Source organism: Xenorhabdus ishibashii (assembly GCF_002632755.1).
Lineage (GTDB): Bacteria > Pseudomonadota > Gammaproteobacteria > Enterobacterales > Enterobacteriaceae > Xenorhabdus > Xenorhabdus ishibashii.
Map to the genome: position 1 here is coordinate 791,972 of NZ_NJAK01000001.1, position 15,921 is coordinate 807,892.

Here is a 15,921-nt window from a genome sequence, read left to right on the forward strand (position 1 = left end):
AAGGCATAGCTAGTTTCAGGAAATTATCATCAATGACTCAGACATTAATCCAACTTGAAAATCAAGGTGAATTCATTCGTCGCCACATTGGTTCTTCTGCTGAACAGAAAACAGAGATGCTGGCGATAGTAGGTGCAAATTCTCTTGATGATCTGACCAATAAAATCGTTCCTCGTGATATCGCATTATCAGAGCCTCCTGCGGTTGGTGAAGGCGTGACTGAACAACAGGCTCTGGCTGAATTGAAAACAATAGCGAGCCAGAACCAGTGCTATCAATCGTATATCGGTATGGGATACTCCCCCGCCATTCTTCCCCCCGTTATTTTGCGTAATTTGCTGGAAAATCCGGGTTGGTATACTGCATATACCCCTTATCAACCGGAAGTTTCTCAAGGCCGATTAGAAGCTTTATTGAATTTCCAGCAAGTCACCATTGATCTGACCGGCTTAGATCTTGCCTCTGCTTCATTACTGGATGAAGCAACAGCAGCCGCAGAAGCGATGGCAATGGCAAAACGGATCAGCAAGCTGAAAGGGGCTGAACGTTTCTTTGTGGCAGATGATATTCACCCACAAACGTTGGATGTAGTACGTACCCGTGCCGAAACATTTGGATTCGAAGTCATTGTTGATAAAGCAGAAAAAGTACTGGAGCTGGAAGGGATCTTTGGTGTCCTGCTGCAACAAACAGGAACGACGGGGGAAGTCCATGATTACAGTGAGCTGATTGCACAACTGAAAGAACGTAAAATCATTGTCAGCGTTGCCGCGGATTTCATGGCTCTGGTTATATTGACCGCGCCGGGCAAACAAGGTGCCGACATTGTATTTGGTTCTGCACAGCGTTTTGGTGTGCCGATGGGATATGGTGGCCCTCATGCAGCCTTCTTTGCTTGCCGAGATGAATTCAAACGTTCTATGCCGGGTCGTATTATCGGTGTTTCCCGTGATGCAGCGGGTAACCGAGCACTCCGCATGGCGATGCAAACACGCGAGCAGCACATTCGTCGTGAAAAAGCGAATTCCAATATCTGTACTTCTCAAGTATTACTGGCAAATATTGCGGGAATGTATGCTGTTTACCACGGATCTGAAGGGTTGAAGCGCATTGCTAGCCGTATTCACCGACTGACAGATATTCTGGCTGCGGGTTTGCAAAAGGCGGGTATCACACTGCGTCATAAGACATGGTTTGATACATTGGCGATTGAAGTGTCAGATAAGGCTCAGGTACTGGCAAGAGCGGCTAAAGCACAAATTAACTTGCGTACCGATATTCTTGGTGCCGTGGGTGTATCATTGAGTGAAAAAACCAGCCGCGATGATTTGGTAACCCTGTATCAAGTGATAACAGGTTCTGACACCGTGCTGGATATTGATACTCTTGATCGTGAAATCGCGACAGGCAGCCAATCTATTCCTGCCTCCATGCTGCGTAATGACGAAATTTTGACACATGATAATTTCCGTCGCTACCATAGCGAAACCGACATGATGCGTTATATGCACAGTCTGGAGCGTAAAGATCTGGCCTTGAATCAAGCTATGATCCCGCTGGGTTCGTGTACCATGAAACTGAATGCAGCGGCGGAAATCATGCCGATTACCTGGCCTGAATTTACCGATATGCATCCTTTCTGCCCACCAGAACAAGCGCAAGGTTATCACCAGATGATCGGCCAACTCTCCCATTGGTTGGTTCTTTTGACGGGATATGATGCTGTTTGTATGCAGCCAAACTCCGGTGCCCAAGGGGAATATGCCGGTCTGCTGGCAATTCGTCGCTATTACGCCAGCCGTGGTGAACAACATCGCCATATTTGCTTAATTCCAAGCTCTGCGCATGGCACAAATCCGGCTTCTGCTCATATGGCAGGGATGACCGTTGTTGTTGTGGACTGTGACAAAGAAGGCAACATCGATCTGGTCGATTTGCGTGAAAAAGCGGAAAAATACAGTGACAATCTTGCCTGTATCATGGTGACTTACCCGTCAACGCACGGTGTCTATGAAGAAACCATCCGTGGAATTTGTGAAATTATTCATCAAAACGGGGGGCAGGTTTATCTTGATGGTGCGAACATGAACGCACAAGTCGGGATTACAACTCCGGGCTTTATTGGTGCGGATGTTTCGCATCTGAACCTGCATAAAACCTTCTGTATTCCACACGGTGGTGGTGGTCCAGGCATGGGACCTATTGGTGTGAAAAAACATCTTGCCCCATTTGTGCCAGGTCATTCAGTGGTTGAGATGGATGAAATTACTACATTAGGTGCAGTATCCGCAGCGCCATTTGGCAGTGCATCTATCCTGCCAATTAGCTGGATGTATATTCGCATGATGGGAGCAAAAGGGCTGAAACAGGCCAGCCAGGTTGCGATCCTGAATGCAAACTACATTGCAGCCCGCCTGAAAGATGCTTATGAAATCCTCTATACCGGACGTGATGGGTATGTTGCTCACGAATGTATCTTGGACATTCGCCCACTGAAAGAAGAATTCGGCATTAGTGAGATGGATATCGCCAAACGCCTAATAGACTATGGTTTTCATGCACCAACCATGTCATTCCCAGTTGCGGGAACCTTGATGGTTGAACCAACAGAATCAGAGAGTAAAGTTGAAATTGACCGCTTTATTGATGCAATGCTGGCAATTCGGCAAGAGATCAGCAAAGTGGCAAGCGGAGAATGGCCGTTGGAAGACAACCCATTAGTCAATGCTCCACACGTTCAGACTGAACTGGTTTCTGATTGGGATCATGCCTATAGCCGTGAAATAGCTGTTTTCCCAACTGCGGAAACGAAAGCCAATAAATACTGGCCGACGGTTAAACGTCTTGATGATGTTTACGGTGATCGCAATTTACATTGTTCTTGTGCACCAATTGAAGATTATCGTTAGTTATAAATAAATTAACGAGACTCATCGAAAGCAGTGTTAGGAAAGGTTTCTAACACTGCTTTTTTATCAATAAAATTATTATTTCTTCAATGGATAAGATAAAGCTAATATAAACTCAGTTCCTTCGGGAGCTTTTTTCATTTGGCGTAGTAATAGAAAGTAATTATCTGGTCATCATATTCATTTTTAAATAATGAATTAGGTGATAGATGACAAATTTATCACTATTTCCTATCAAAGAGTTAGCCTAGAAAATATATTGCCCTGTCTTGATAAAAATATAATCAATAATTTATTTAAGTGGTTTTACAGAGCGTTTATTAACGCTCTGAATTCTATTTGTTACTTTTTGTAATGCTTATTTTTTCATTAAATATTGTTTTCAGATCTTTCATCTTCCTGAGATATATCTGGAGGCATGATTTTATCCAACTCAAGCAAAATATCTTCGATTTGAGATTCCCAATCAGTTGGTTTGGGTTCTTGACGCAAAATAAATAACGATGCAAATAGCGTTCTTTGACGTTGAAAATCGACTGAACTGACAGCCTCTTTTCCTTGAATTAAATATTTCGCCATAAAGGTCAATAAATAGGCCTTTCCTATCCATGAATTATGAATATTAGGAATCCGAGGTCTGAAAGTATGAATAAACAAATTGTTATTTTCATCAAATCCATAAGTTCTTAAAAGCAATATATTTTTATAATGTACAGCCTCTAATTGTGTATAGCGTGCAACATACATTTTTCCTTTTGTCCACGTATAAAAAATTTGCTTTTCTCTATCGATAACAAATGGAGCTAATTTACGAGAAAAAAACAGCAAATACAGGAAAAAAGAATTCGCAGTAAGGAATAATAAGAAAAAACCTCCGTCCAGTAATAAATCACCTCGCACTGTAGATTTTTTATAGAATCCACTATCCGTATAACGAATATGAAAATATTGCAGTAAAGATATATTTTTGGAATCAGCAATATATTTATATGGCTTTAAATCCTCTGGTAATTTAGGATTTAAATGAAACTCATTACCATATACTTTCTTAGCATACGAAATAATTCTAAAATATCCTTTTTCATTACCTTCCCATGTTTTAATGAAATCATTAATAAAAAAACAGAATCCTAATAAAAATCCTATAAGAGAAGGGATGATAATATTATTTCGGTAATTGTTAGTCTCGTTAATTATTACGCAGTTTTTATTATTAATTAATTCAATAGTACCCTCATTTTCTAATTGTTCCTTATCTAATATTCCAATATCTTCCTTCAAAAGAGGATCACACACTGTTGATAGGCGGCTAACATTAATACCATTGTTCTTTTTATATTCAGGTTTTTTTGTTAACCATTTTACGATTGGATTCATCATGTAATATCACTCTAATTTTTAAAATGGTCGCAGAGCATTAATAAACGCTCTGCTGGTAAATGATAAATTTTTGGTACTCAAATCCATTTTTTCATCAAACACTATCCTCAGATATTTCCTCATTTTTCAATGTATCTGGAGGCATAATCTTATCCAACTCAACCAAAATATCTTCGATTTGAGATTCCCAATCAGTTGGTTTGGGTTCTTGACGCAAAATAAATAACGATGCAAATAGCGTTCTTTGACGTTGAAAATCGACTGAACTGACAGCCTCTTTTCCTTGAATTAAATATTTCGCCATAAAGGTCAATAAATAGGCCTTTCCTATCCATGAATTATGAATATTAGGAATCCGAGGTCTGAAAGTATGAATAAACAAATTGTTATTTTCATCAAATCCATAAGTTCTTAAAAGCAATATATTTTTATAATGTACAGCCTCTAATTGTGTATAGCGTGCAACATACATTTTTCCTTTTGCCCACGTGTAAAAAATTTTCTTTTCTCTATCGATAACAAATGGAGCTAATTTACGAGAGAAAAAGAGCAAATACAGGAAAAAAGAATTCACAGTCAGGAAAAGCAGGAAAAAACCACCGTCTAGTAATAAGTAACCTCGCACAGTGGATTTTTCATAGAATCCATTATCCATATATCTAATATGAAAATATTGCAATAAAGATATATTTTTGGAATCAGTAATATATTTATATGGTTTCAAATGGCTTGGTAATTTAGGATTCAAATAAAATTCATCTCCATATACTTTTTTTGCATATTCAACTGTGTCCAAATAAGCATCTTTATTACCTTCCCATGCATTAATAAAATCATTAATAAAAAAATAGAATCCTAATAAAAATCCTATAAGAGCAGGAATGATAATATTATTTCGGTAATTGTTAGTCTCGTTAATTATTACGCAGTTTTTATTATTAATTAATTCAATAGTACCCTCATTTTCTAATTGTTCCTTATCTAATATTCCAATGTCTTCTTTCAAAAGAGGATCACACACTGTTGATAGACGATTTACTTTTATTTCATTGGTTATTTTATTACTCATTTTTCAACTCTTTTATTATTAATAATTCTACAATTAATCTTTTTATTATTTAAATTTCAATTTAGAGCAATTTATCATCATTATATCCATAAATTGCATTTTCCCATATTGGCTCTTCTCCCCATTTATAACGTAAAGGAGAAATAGTATCCTCAGTGGGCATATAATACCAAGAAAGATTTAAATACTTAACATGTTCCTCTTCAATTTCTAATGAAAAGGTAAGAGCACCATTTTCATCAATTGGATTTTCATTACCTGATTTTTTGTTTTTATTAAATATATTTGATAGTGCATCTTTCATTAAACTTTCAAATCTTTCCTTAGCTTTCTCATAAGCCTTCAATGTAAAATAATAACTAGGGTGGCTTCTTTCTTCTTCACCATAAGAAGATTTCGAGACATTATAAACCAATTCTGATTCTCCCAATCTAAAATTAGGTAATAGAAAACTATAAATTATCTTTCCTCTTTTGTTTTTTTCTTTTTTTAAAATTGGTCTAATAAATAAATTTAAAAATTCTTGGTGTTCAATTATAAATGCTTTCTTTGTTTTTTTATTCATTAATCTAGTTATCTCGAGCTGTTTTTTTATATTGTCAGGTCTATCCCTGTTCCAAAATGCATATTTACTCCCTCTTCCCCAAAAACAATTATTTAATAAATTTTCAAATTCATCTTTACTAAACATAATCACTCCAATATAACCTATTGCCGCTAATGTCATGCCAGCCCAAAATATAGGTCCTCCTAATGATGCTAATCCGGTTCCTCCTGCTGCGGCTGCTCCAATTGCTCCTCCAGTTGCCGGAGTGGATAGCAAAAATGTACCAGTCATTATTAATGTACCTGTACCAATAGCGGCGTGCGAATAACTTTCCATCTCATTACTTATAGAATAAGCATGATAAGCGTCATAATATGAAAGCCCTCCACTTAAAATTCCCGTTGCCACCACAGCTCTCTTTGCTATTATTTTCACATAATCACTATTTAACATAAGATTGCGTGATGCTGTTCCCAGCAAGGATCCAATTGCAGGACGATTTATTTTCTGTGCCAGTAATTCCGCCCTTGCTGCTGCCTTTCCTAAGTATTCAGAAAAATTTCTTGCTGCAACCATTCCACCAATGATTGTGTTTAAATATGTAAGACGAATATAAAGAGTTTTTCTACTCGCTTTCAACGGGTCATTTTGGTCAAAATTAGATTGTGACGCTAATGAGTAAAATGTATACATTTTCATATATAAATCTAATCCACTCAAACTGCAATCAAATAATACACTGGTTTGATGTTGTAAATGACGCATAGCCACTACATTGAATTTTGGTTGATTAAATTTAATTGTAGGTATTTTTACATATAATCTATAAGTATAATTATCAACTCTTTTGGACCAGTTGAATACTTTCCTTCCTCCCCATTTTTTCAGCTCAGCACTAATTTTAGACATACTTCCTTTAATTTTATCTGGAATTCCTTGATTTTTATATTCTTCTAATTTTTTTAATAATTTGTTCCACTCTTTTTCATCTAATACAACATGTTTTCCTTTCTGTATTTCAACACCTAAAAAAGATAAACACTTAATAGTGAAATATTGGTTTAGCTTTTCAACATTTCCTGCATAGGCATACATCGATATCTGACTTGCCTTTTCCGCTCCAACCACAAATAAATGTGCAATAATTTCAGCCGTGGCATTTAATAATTTATCTACCCCGATAGTAATATATTTTGCCATCACATCTTTGTTTGCTCCATCATGCCCTAAAGTATTGACAACACCGTTGCGAACAACATCCCAAGTGCTACTAGCTTCTGAGGCAAGATCCCCCGCTAATACCCGCAGTGATATAGACATTCCTGCATCTGAACTTTTTAGTGGTTCAAGTAACTCTGAAATAAGGGTACAAAATATCTTAAATTCTTTGGCATCTTCTTCACTGAGATCACCTTTTTTCTCATTCACCGAGAAGAAATGACTGAAATAATGGGTCAGGCCACCTAATTTATCAGCAACGCCAGGGTCTTCAAAGAACCCCCTATATAAAGCAACAGTTGATTCTTGAGTTTCATTTACGTCTTTAATCGGATCGATAAGTTTAGGCCACCACGTTTTCCAATTATCTAAATGGATATTGTCTTTAAATTGTTCACTCAGTGTAAAATTATCTACTACAGCATATTCCAATTGCTCAATAAATTGGCCTATTGTGAGAGGATATATATTGGTAGCCATGTAACTTCTCTGCCAAATAGAAAGCAAAGTATGAACATTCAAAAGATCACGCTGATATCCAACTGGGTCATGTAAAACAACAATTTTCGCTTTGTCTTTATAATACGGACATAGCACACTTTCCATCTGACGCATCACCAGATCGACGTCCATTTTATAAGTATCTTCTGTAGTTAAATCACCAAGATTGACGGGAGGCGCATTTGGCTCTTGTAGATCTTGTAAATGTTCATGATAGCGCTCAAATTGTTCTCCAACCTCTTTAAATTCTTCTATTAGGGTTTTTAAATGCTCCTCTGTGGCATCAATAGCATATGAAGATTTTTCATCATCCAGATCAACAAACTGCATTGCATTTCTGCGAAAAGATTCATCATTATCTATCTTGTCTAGGATTCGCTCGGAAAAAGGAACCTCACTATAAACAATACTAATTTTGGATACGTCTTTATTAAGAGCAAGAAAAGGATAGCCTAATCCCGCTGAACCATTAGCAGGTTGTATTTTTTCCCAGGATGCATTATCCAATTTTCTTTCATATTGGGTATATTTTACAATTAATCCTCTTACACCATCTTTGACCTCTACAACTTGTGGACCATACTTGAAAATCAATAAATTCCCTTTATGTTTAGATCCCCGTGTTTTTAACGGCTCTTCTTCCTTTACATATATCCAACCAGCTCTGGGCATTCGAATGCAATATCCATCTGCCGGAAATAGTGACAGAATTTCTGGGTCAATATAATTATATATTGGGGATGGTAACTCGGCTTTTGCGTTTTTTGCTGAACCAAAAAAGTTCATATATGCATATCTGGCTGGATAAACAGGCCGGATATTGACGTCACAGGGTCTGACAACCGTATCCATATCCAATTCATGGGGTATGTATTCCCTCGCCATATCGACAAGTTCTTCGAATGTTTTTTCCACTTTTTTCGCGGCGGTCTCAAGAGCGTCATTTGTGTTTGTTAATATCGGTTTTTCCATTTATCTTATTTCCTTGTGTTAACTTAATTTCCGGTTTTTAAAACAATATTCATAACAAATTAACGCCCGTGCCTCTTGCAGTTGTGCTTTGGTGCAAGCATGCTGCCATGCTCGTTGCCAGAGCTCTTTGTTATCTCTAGCCAGACTTCTGCCCGCCACCAGATACAGGAGGGAACGCTGATTGGCGAAACCCGCCTGACAAGCCAAATTGATCTGTTGCACCACAAAGGCTGGCAGTTGTTTTTTCTGATCCGGTGACAGTTCCGGTTGAGTCTCTGCAATAAATTTGACTATTTGAGCCACTGCCCGTTCTTGGGTCTGCCCCGCCAATATGTCAATCAGATAGCGATTGATTGCTACGGGAGCCGTTTTCTCCTGATCCAAGGTGTTTTTAGCCAAAGAAAAGGCGTAGTACTGCGCCGTCTGGCTATCAAAATAACCAATGCGTGTTATCGGGCGCATAAAGTGCATCAGTTGTTCATCCGGCAGGCTTTTTAGTAACGGGAGCAGGCCTTGCGGTACATAGAAGCGGTAAAACACCCATGATTGCTGTTGTTCATTTCTCAGGTAGGTGAATTTGCGCAGGTGATTACGGATCACAGGAAATGGCTGGTCACTGTCGATAAAAATACCCAGCTCTGGCGTGCTCGGTTGTGTGATCTTTTGCTGAAAGGCAGAGTGCACCGTTGTGTCATCGGTTAATTCCACCAGATAAGGAGCATTGTCTTCGAGCATAATTTGGGTTTCCCCCTGAAACAGGCTTTCCCATCGCAGATTGGAGACCATCAGGTCAGGTACGATAAAACTGCCCATGATCTGACAGTAAACTGTGGCATCCATCACCATATAGCGATATTGCCCACTCTCCCTGATGGGCATGGTTTCTGTCACGGAGAACTGCAATACACCACGTTCGGCAGGCAAGAGGGTGCTGATATTATGTTCGTTCAGTGGGATAACTCGTGCATTCCGCTCCACTCCCTGCTGGAACTTCCGCAATAGCGGCAATTCGACATAAGAGCTGGCGGCAAGGTATTCAGGCAACGACTGAATATTTTGGTATTGTTCCGGTGAATGCCCCGTTTGTAGGACATATTCCACCAGCGTCGACAGCGCTTGCGGCTTGCTCGTTGCAGAGACAATCGCTTGGGCAGAAAAGTGTTCACCTTGTTGCGTGGCATAGGAATAATCCACCACCCAATATTCGGCATAATCGGGTATCCAGGACATTATTCTGATGGCTCCTGCTGCTTACTGGCTTTTTCCCGGCAATCCTCTGCCATTGCCAACCCTTCATTAGCTGATCCGCTGAGTGACGGCACCGTGCCTGGGCTGCCACCCGTAACCGAAACATCCCCTTGCAAGGTGATTTTTCCAGTGATAGTTACCCCTGAACCATCCAGCTTAATCGACCCCGCCTTGCCTTTGATCAGCACAGATTCGCTGGCCTGTAGGGTATGGACTTTCGTCAGGCTCTGGATGTTGTTGACCACATTCAGGGTATAGTTGTTGTTGATTCTGGCGGTTTTGTCCCGTCCGACTTCTTGCAGATGATCCGCAAAGATATTTTCCTGCCAGTTGTTGTTGATGCGGGTTTTGCGATCTTTGGTGATGGTTTCAAACTGGTTTAGGTCAATCTGGATATGCTGTTCATGCATGATCCGGATGAATTCATCGTTGCCGACTTCATGTTTGCGGTTGTTCAGGACTTGGTGGTTTTCATCGTGACCGACACGTTGGGTTTTATCGTGGTTTATCTGGATAAGCTGGTCTTTTTGGGCGTGGATATAGATCTCTTCACTGCCTTTCGCATCTTCAAAGCGTAGTTCGTTAAACCCTTCTCCTTTATGGGTATGCGTTTTAAATGTAGTGCGGGTTTTTTCTGCGGGCAGATCCAGAGGTGGGCGGTTGCGCCCGTTATAGGTACAGCCTGTGACGATCGGGCGATCGATATCCCCATTCAGGTAGGAAACAATCACTTCCTGACCGATGCGAGGGATCGCCATAAAGCCATAGCCATCACCATTCCACCCCTGTGCGACACGCACCCAGCAGGAAGCACGGTCATCCGCCTCATCATAACGATTCCAGTGGAAATGCACTTTGATAGCGCCCTGTTTATCAACGTAGATCTCTTCACCTTCCGGCCCCACGACGGTTGCCATTTCATCGCCATCTGCCAGCGGCTTATATCGGAATGGCGGGCGCCAATCCTGCCTGCCCGGAATAAAGGTGATGTGATTGGTTAAAGTTGTCCCTTCACCGGCATCTCCAGAGGCTTGTGGTTGATGCCCACTATGTGTGACAGTAACAACTTGCCAGCGATCATTCATCGCTGCAATCGGGTGGGATTGCAGAATGAAGATCCTGCCGGGTCTTAATTTGATACAGTTGGTATTTGCTTTACCGACTTTGCTCTGGCTCTGCAACTGCTCCAGCCGCAATTGAGTGAAAGGACGGCCTTCTGAATCCCTCTGAAAACGACCATAACTTTCAAATACAGAATGGTTCCCGCCACCGTCAAGTGCAGCCAGATGTTGCAGAGGATAGGAAGGTCGAAGAAAGTTATTATCTTTGTGGATCGCTTCATCCGGACACAAATATTCGCCGTAATGCCATTGCCATGCTGTCAAATCATGGTTATCCGTGTTTGCCTGTACGTTGTAGGTCAAGGTCAACGCGGCTAACATGCCGAGATGGGAATTGCTGTAAAACAGTTTGTCCTCTTCGAACCAGAACATAATGCCTTCTTCCGCAGCTAGTCGGCACCAGAATTCATAAGCGGATTCACGTTTTTGGGTGATATATTCCCGTATCGAGTGCTGCTGGTGATCTTTATAAAATTTACTGTCGGCTTTGATGCGATGTTCTTTCAGCAATTGACCAAGAATATCTGGCACGGATTGATGATGAAAAATCCGGCTATCCTGATTAAGCGTCATTAACCACATTTCTGGGCGGATAATAAAAGTGTAATAGGTTTGCCGCCCATCGGTATTACCCTGTTCTGCACCAGCCACAATACCATTGATGGTTCGCTCAGTGACTCCATCACGAGTGATCGTCAGATAGGCACTGGAACCCAATTGTTCATTGAGTGCTACATTGTTAAAAACACTGACGACTGTCATAGAAAGGTGGAACAGTTGTGATAGCCCTTCCTGTAAGCTGAAATCCACGACTTGAAACGTTGTCTGCGGCAGTGTACCTATCTGGCAAGTGAAAACTAATCCATCCATTGCAGAAACTCCTTACATAATTGAGCGATAACCTTGAATCATTGACGGTGACAGATACCATTCTGTCCCTGAAGGTTGGCTGAGCACGCGCATTCGCAGCCATGTCCCTTGGGCAAGGCAGAACGGGAAGAATTGATAGAGTGAATTGGCGAATCGGTACATTTCACCAGCATCGGTATAAGCGGTTTCATCCAGCATCAGGGTAACCAGCAGACAGCGAACGGGTCTGTCGCGGATCATTCTGTCACCCCATTTTGCCTCTATATTGGCGATCCCCCCGATCATGCGCCGGAGATTCCGGCTGGAGGCGCGATCAGTATCTGCATACAGATCAAAGTCCTGTAACAGTTGTTTGACCGATGCAGTCATCTCCAATAAATAGCTGCCGACAGAATAGTGCGATAACAAATTCCAATGGCGGTGACTATCAACAATCGGTGGGTACGTTTGCGAAGTTGGCGTGATGTTCTGCAATTGAAATACTTCGGGAACATTTTCACCTGCCAGACAGATCTCGCCCAATGCAAGCGGCGCCTGATGCTGTTCAAAACCATAAAAATGGCAAGTGAATTCACGCTCTGGGGGGGTATGCATCAATTGCGCTTTGCTGTCATAGAAAATCAGTTCGTACTGTATTCTGCCCAGCGCGTCTTTACTGACTTCAAGTGCGTAGAACCAAGCCTTATCGTACTCTGGGTGATAACGTTCCATCCCTGTCAGGAGGCTGACTGGATAAAACAGGTATTCATCTCCGCGTCTTTCCTCTTCTGTGTTTGGTTCATTTTTTAGTTCAATACCTGCAATATGCAAAACACCTTGAGTCGGCATCAGGGGTAAGCGATAGCGCGCTGTTTCTGGCGTAAAAGGCAGTGTCACCTGGCTATTACGCGTCATATTAACCACAGGTGCGCAATGAAGCTGGAATGCAGATTTTATTTGAGCGGTTGATAACGGCAATATTGTATTCAAAGTCAAAACGACACTGAATTCACGCTGTTCTGCCAATTTCAACTGTTTTGCCATTGTCGGCAAGGGCAGATTCAAGAATTGGTTAATATGTGGCAGGTAAAGTGACTCAATTAATAGCTGCGGTGCCCAGTTATCCCCGACAGCAGATGATAAAGCCAGCAAAGAAGCGCCTGAGCGAGGTTCAAACCGATCGCCGAGTGCTTTATAAACTTGCCCATCATGATGTAATTCAGCACCATCATAATATTGCGTCAGCCCCAGCATCAGGGCATCTGCAACTTGCTCATCACTGCTCAGGAACAAATTAACCGGCTGGATCAGCCATTCCTCTTCTTTACCAGTGTAACGGAATTTTAAGGTGATTTTGGTTGTCTGTACCTGATGTGTAATTTCACGTGATACCAATACCAAAGGTGCAATAGGGCATTCACGGCACGTTACAAATGGTTGCCGATGATGAGTATAAACTTCTGTTCCCACCGGAATGGAAAAAGCGAAATCCCCTTGCGCCTCACTGTCAAACTGAATAATGCTGGTTGCGGGAATACCTTTTATCGGTTGTGCCCGCAATTTTTGTAACAATGGTTGAGTTAGCTCAGGAAAGGCATCCTTCACTTTCTGATTCAGGCGTGCCATCAAAGCAGCAAAGCCTTCATTAAGCCTTTCAGCATCAGGATCTCTGCCACTAAGGACATCGCTGAGATGTGACTTGTCTTCACTCGCCGTTTTTGCAAGTTGTCTTAAGTAATCAAGTTCCCACTGATAAAAATATTCAAAAGATTTCACAACTGACTCCTTTTTCTCAAAGCGGCATGTTGTAAGAATGCCCCTTTGCACATATACCCATCCCTCAAGTTGCAGTGTTGTTGGTATCCTGAAATAAGGGTATATATTTAATTTATTAATTTCAGATAAGTGAAAATATTTATCAATTCTGATGAATTAAAAATAGCTGCTTAATATATACGCTGTCATGTATATGTCAAAACGAAAAGTAGCGGACATGTTGTTGCTGTATTTCAATTTATTCATGGTAAAAATATTAGAATGTATAATGTTATACATTGAAATTAATAAGTTAATTTAATTTTATTTATTTATGCGTTCGTTATTAAAAGATGAAAATACTCGACAGAGGAATATGACTAACGTGAGCTTTACTTAAGAAAGGAGATAAGAAAGAATTTTAAAGCTGCCAGTTGTACCTGACAGCTTGTTTTAGAGGAGTAGAGGAGACAAGGTGGGAAAATTATTCCAACCAGCCTTTTTCTTTTGCTGCTTCTAATTGAGGCAGCAGGTATTTCCATAGTTCAGGATAACTTTCGGCAACAAAGTGGAGCAGGTTGTAAACTTGCTCGAAGCGAATATTATTCTCAACCCAACTCTGTCCTTCGTTATGCAGGTTCATAAATACCGGCATAATTCTGTCGAGGGTTTTGGCAAAACGCGCTTCGGGGGTGATGGCATCTTCGTATTCGTACCAAAGTTCCAGAAAGTATTTTCTCTGGGCTTCCGGTAGTAAACCAAAAATACGGTGAGCCGCTTTAACCTCCTGATCGTGAATGGCTTCACGGGCCACCAGATCGAACGCGATAACATCACCTGCATCGATCTCAACAATGTCATGAATCAGAGCCATTTGTACGACGCGGCTAATATCCACATCGCCGGCATAAGGAGCAAAGCCAAGCACAGCAATAGCAAAATGCCAGCTATGTTCAGCGGAGTTTTCATGGCGCGTATTATTTAATAACTTCGTTTTGCGATGGACATATTTTAATTGATCCAGTTCCATAATAAACGCAATAACATCGGTGAAAGGGCCGAAATCAACAGGAGATACAGCTAATGACATACAAAAACCTCAATAATTATTTTTCTTCGTTTAGGGAATAAGGCAATGTTTGAATGGTAAGAACACTACCTTCATCATCACGGATACGAAATACACTGTCTGCTTCCATATCATTATTCATGACAACTTGTACCCAAATTGAACCATCAGCCAGTTTGACCGCTGCTAATACTGAGCCAGTCCGACGCCATTTATCGCCCAACTGCCACTCCAAATCATCGCCAACGACAGGCAGGGAAGCGGCATTACCTGCCAGCCAGTACATGGCTCGCTTGTTTGCCCCGCGATATTTGGCTCTGGCTACCATTTCCTGGCCGGTATAACAACCTTTCTTAAAGCTGATGCTGTTTTCGATAGCCTGAAGGTTAGTTGCTTGTGGAATAAATTGTGCACTGCTGGCTGCATCAATCACTGGTAGCCCTGCCTCAATCTCCAGCGCCAGCCATTGCTGACTATCATTCAACTGCGCTTGAAACTTTTCGGTTAGCGTTTCAGTTATTTTAGCGGCGGTGGTTTTATCCGTGACGATAAGGAAACGTTCAGCGGGAAGAATCAGGTGGAGAAGGGTTGTGGTTTCATGCTGGATAACAGGAGATTCTATATCGGGCAGGGTTGGGAAAAGGGCAGTCAACGTTTCCCGACTTCCTGTGCCGGCGATACCGAGCAAAATACTTTCTTCATCTTTGGCAAATGTCACTTTGGAAAACACGGCATACTTTTTCAATTCGGTTAATTGTGTTTCCAACAATGAGCGGCGTTCAATATAGGCAAAACCTTCACCACGCTGAAACAGTCGTAAGTTACTCCACATTTTGCCCTTGGCATCACAATGAGCCGTTAACACATGCTGGTTATCATTCAGGGAAATAAGATCGGCTGTAATCTGACCTTGCAGATACTTTTTCGCATCAGCGCCAATCGCTGTCACTATTCCCCAATCATCAAGGGACATTAAAGTCAGTGGTAGTGTTGCAGAAGAAGATGGATATTGTGCAGAAAACGGAATTTGGTAAGTCATAACAGCTCCTGCCAGTAAACTAACTAAGAAATAACACTAATGGTAAAAGAGAAGCGGTTTAATGCAAAGGAGTTATTCTGTTATTTATAGATAAGACATGCATTGTCAATCTGTTGCGATAGGCTTCGCATCTTGTCGATATATCGAATGATTTCACCGATGCGGATGATGAAAAACAGGCCAGAATCGTTGATAATCTTATTGCCGTCTTAATGGCACGAATGAAAATGATAAAGAGGCTTTT

9 protein-coding genes are annotated in these 15,921 nt (G+C 41.0%); 1 reads left to right on the forward strand and 8 read right to left on the reverse strand.

The genetic code is table 11. From position 1 onward, the window contains the following. The first annotated feature begins 32 nt into the window (after positions 1–32). Positions 33–2,909 (forward strand): aminomethyl-transferring glycine dehydrogenase, encoded by a 2,877-nt coding sequence (gene gcvP, locus Xish_RS03740; protein ID WP_099116777.1) that lies wholly within the window; start codon positions 33–35, stop codon positions 2,907–2,909. Between the two features lie 369 nt (positions 2,910–3,278). Here the strand turns inward: gcvP and Xish_RS03745 are convergent, their stop codons facing one another. From Xish_RS03745 to ygfZ, 8 genes are all read right to left on the reverse strand, one after another. Then, complete coding sequence (locus Xish_RS03745) at positions 3,279–4,289, reverse strand: hypothetical protein (protein WP_099116778.1); 1,011 nt, start codon at positions 4,287–4,289, stop codon at positions 3,279–3,281. 94 nt (positions 4,290–4,383) lie between these two features. Continuing rightward, positions 4,384–5,358 (reverse strand): hypothetical protein, encoded by a 975-nt coding sequence (locus Xish_RS03750; RefSeq protein WP_099116779.1) that lies wholly within the window; start codon positions 5,356–5,358, stop codon positions 4,384–4,386. A 61-nt stretch (positions 5,359–5,419) separates the two neighbouring features. Continuing rightward, positions 5,420–8,596: a toxin VasX gene (locus tag Xish_RS03755; protein ID WP_099116780.1), complete on the reverse strand. Its 3,177-nt coding sequence runs from the start codon at positions 8,594–8,596 to the stop codon at positions 5,420–5,422. Between the two features lie 18 nt (positions 8,597–8,614). Next, entirely contained in the window at positions 8,615–9,826 is a 1,212-nt protein-coding gene (locus tag Xish_RS03760; protein ID WP_099116781.1) for a DUF4123 domain-containing protein, read from the reverse strand. Continuing rightward, on the reverse strand, positions 9,826–11,835 hold the full coding sequence (gene tssI, locus Xish_RS03765; protein WP_099116782.1) for a type VI secretion system tip protein TssI/VgrG: 2,010 nt from the start codon (positions 11,833–11,835) through the stop codon (positions 9,826–9,828). The genes Xish_RS03760 and tssI overlap by 1 nt, the downstream gene beginning before the upstream one ends. Before the next feature lie 12 nt (positions 11,836–11,847). Further along, on the reverse strand, positions 11,848–13,590 hold the full coding sequence (locus Xish_RS03770; RefSeq protein WP_167383212.1) for a type VI secretion system baseplate subunit TssF: 1,743 nt from the start codon (positions 13,588–13,590) through the stop codon (positions 11,848–11,850). 463 nt (positions 13,591–14,053) lie between these two features. Further along, entirely contained in the window at positions 14,054–14,659 is a 606-nt protein-coding gene (locus tag Xish_RS03775) for an HD domain-containing protein (protein WP_099116784.1), read from the reverse strand. A gap of 16 nt (positions 14,660–14,675) precedes the next feature. Beyond that, positions 14,676–15,677: a tRNA-modifying protein YgfZ gene (gene ygfZ / locus Xish_RS03780; protein ID WP_099116785.1), complete on the reverse strand. Its 1,002-nt coding sequence runs from the start codon at positions 15,675–15,677 to the stop codon at positions 14,676–14,678. Between the last annotated feature and the right edge of the window lie 244 nt (positions 15,678–15,921).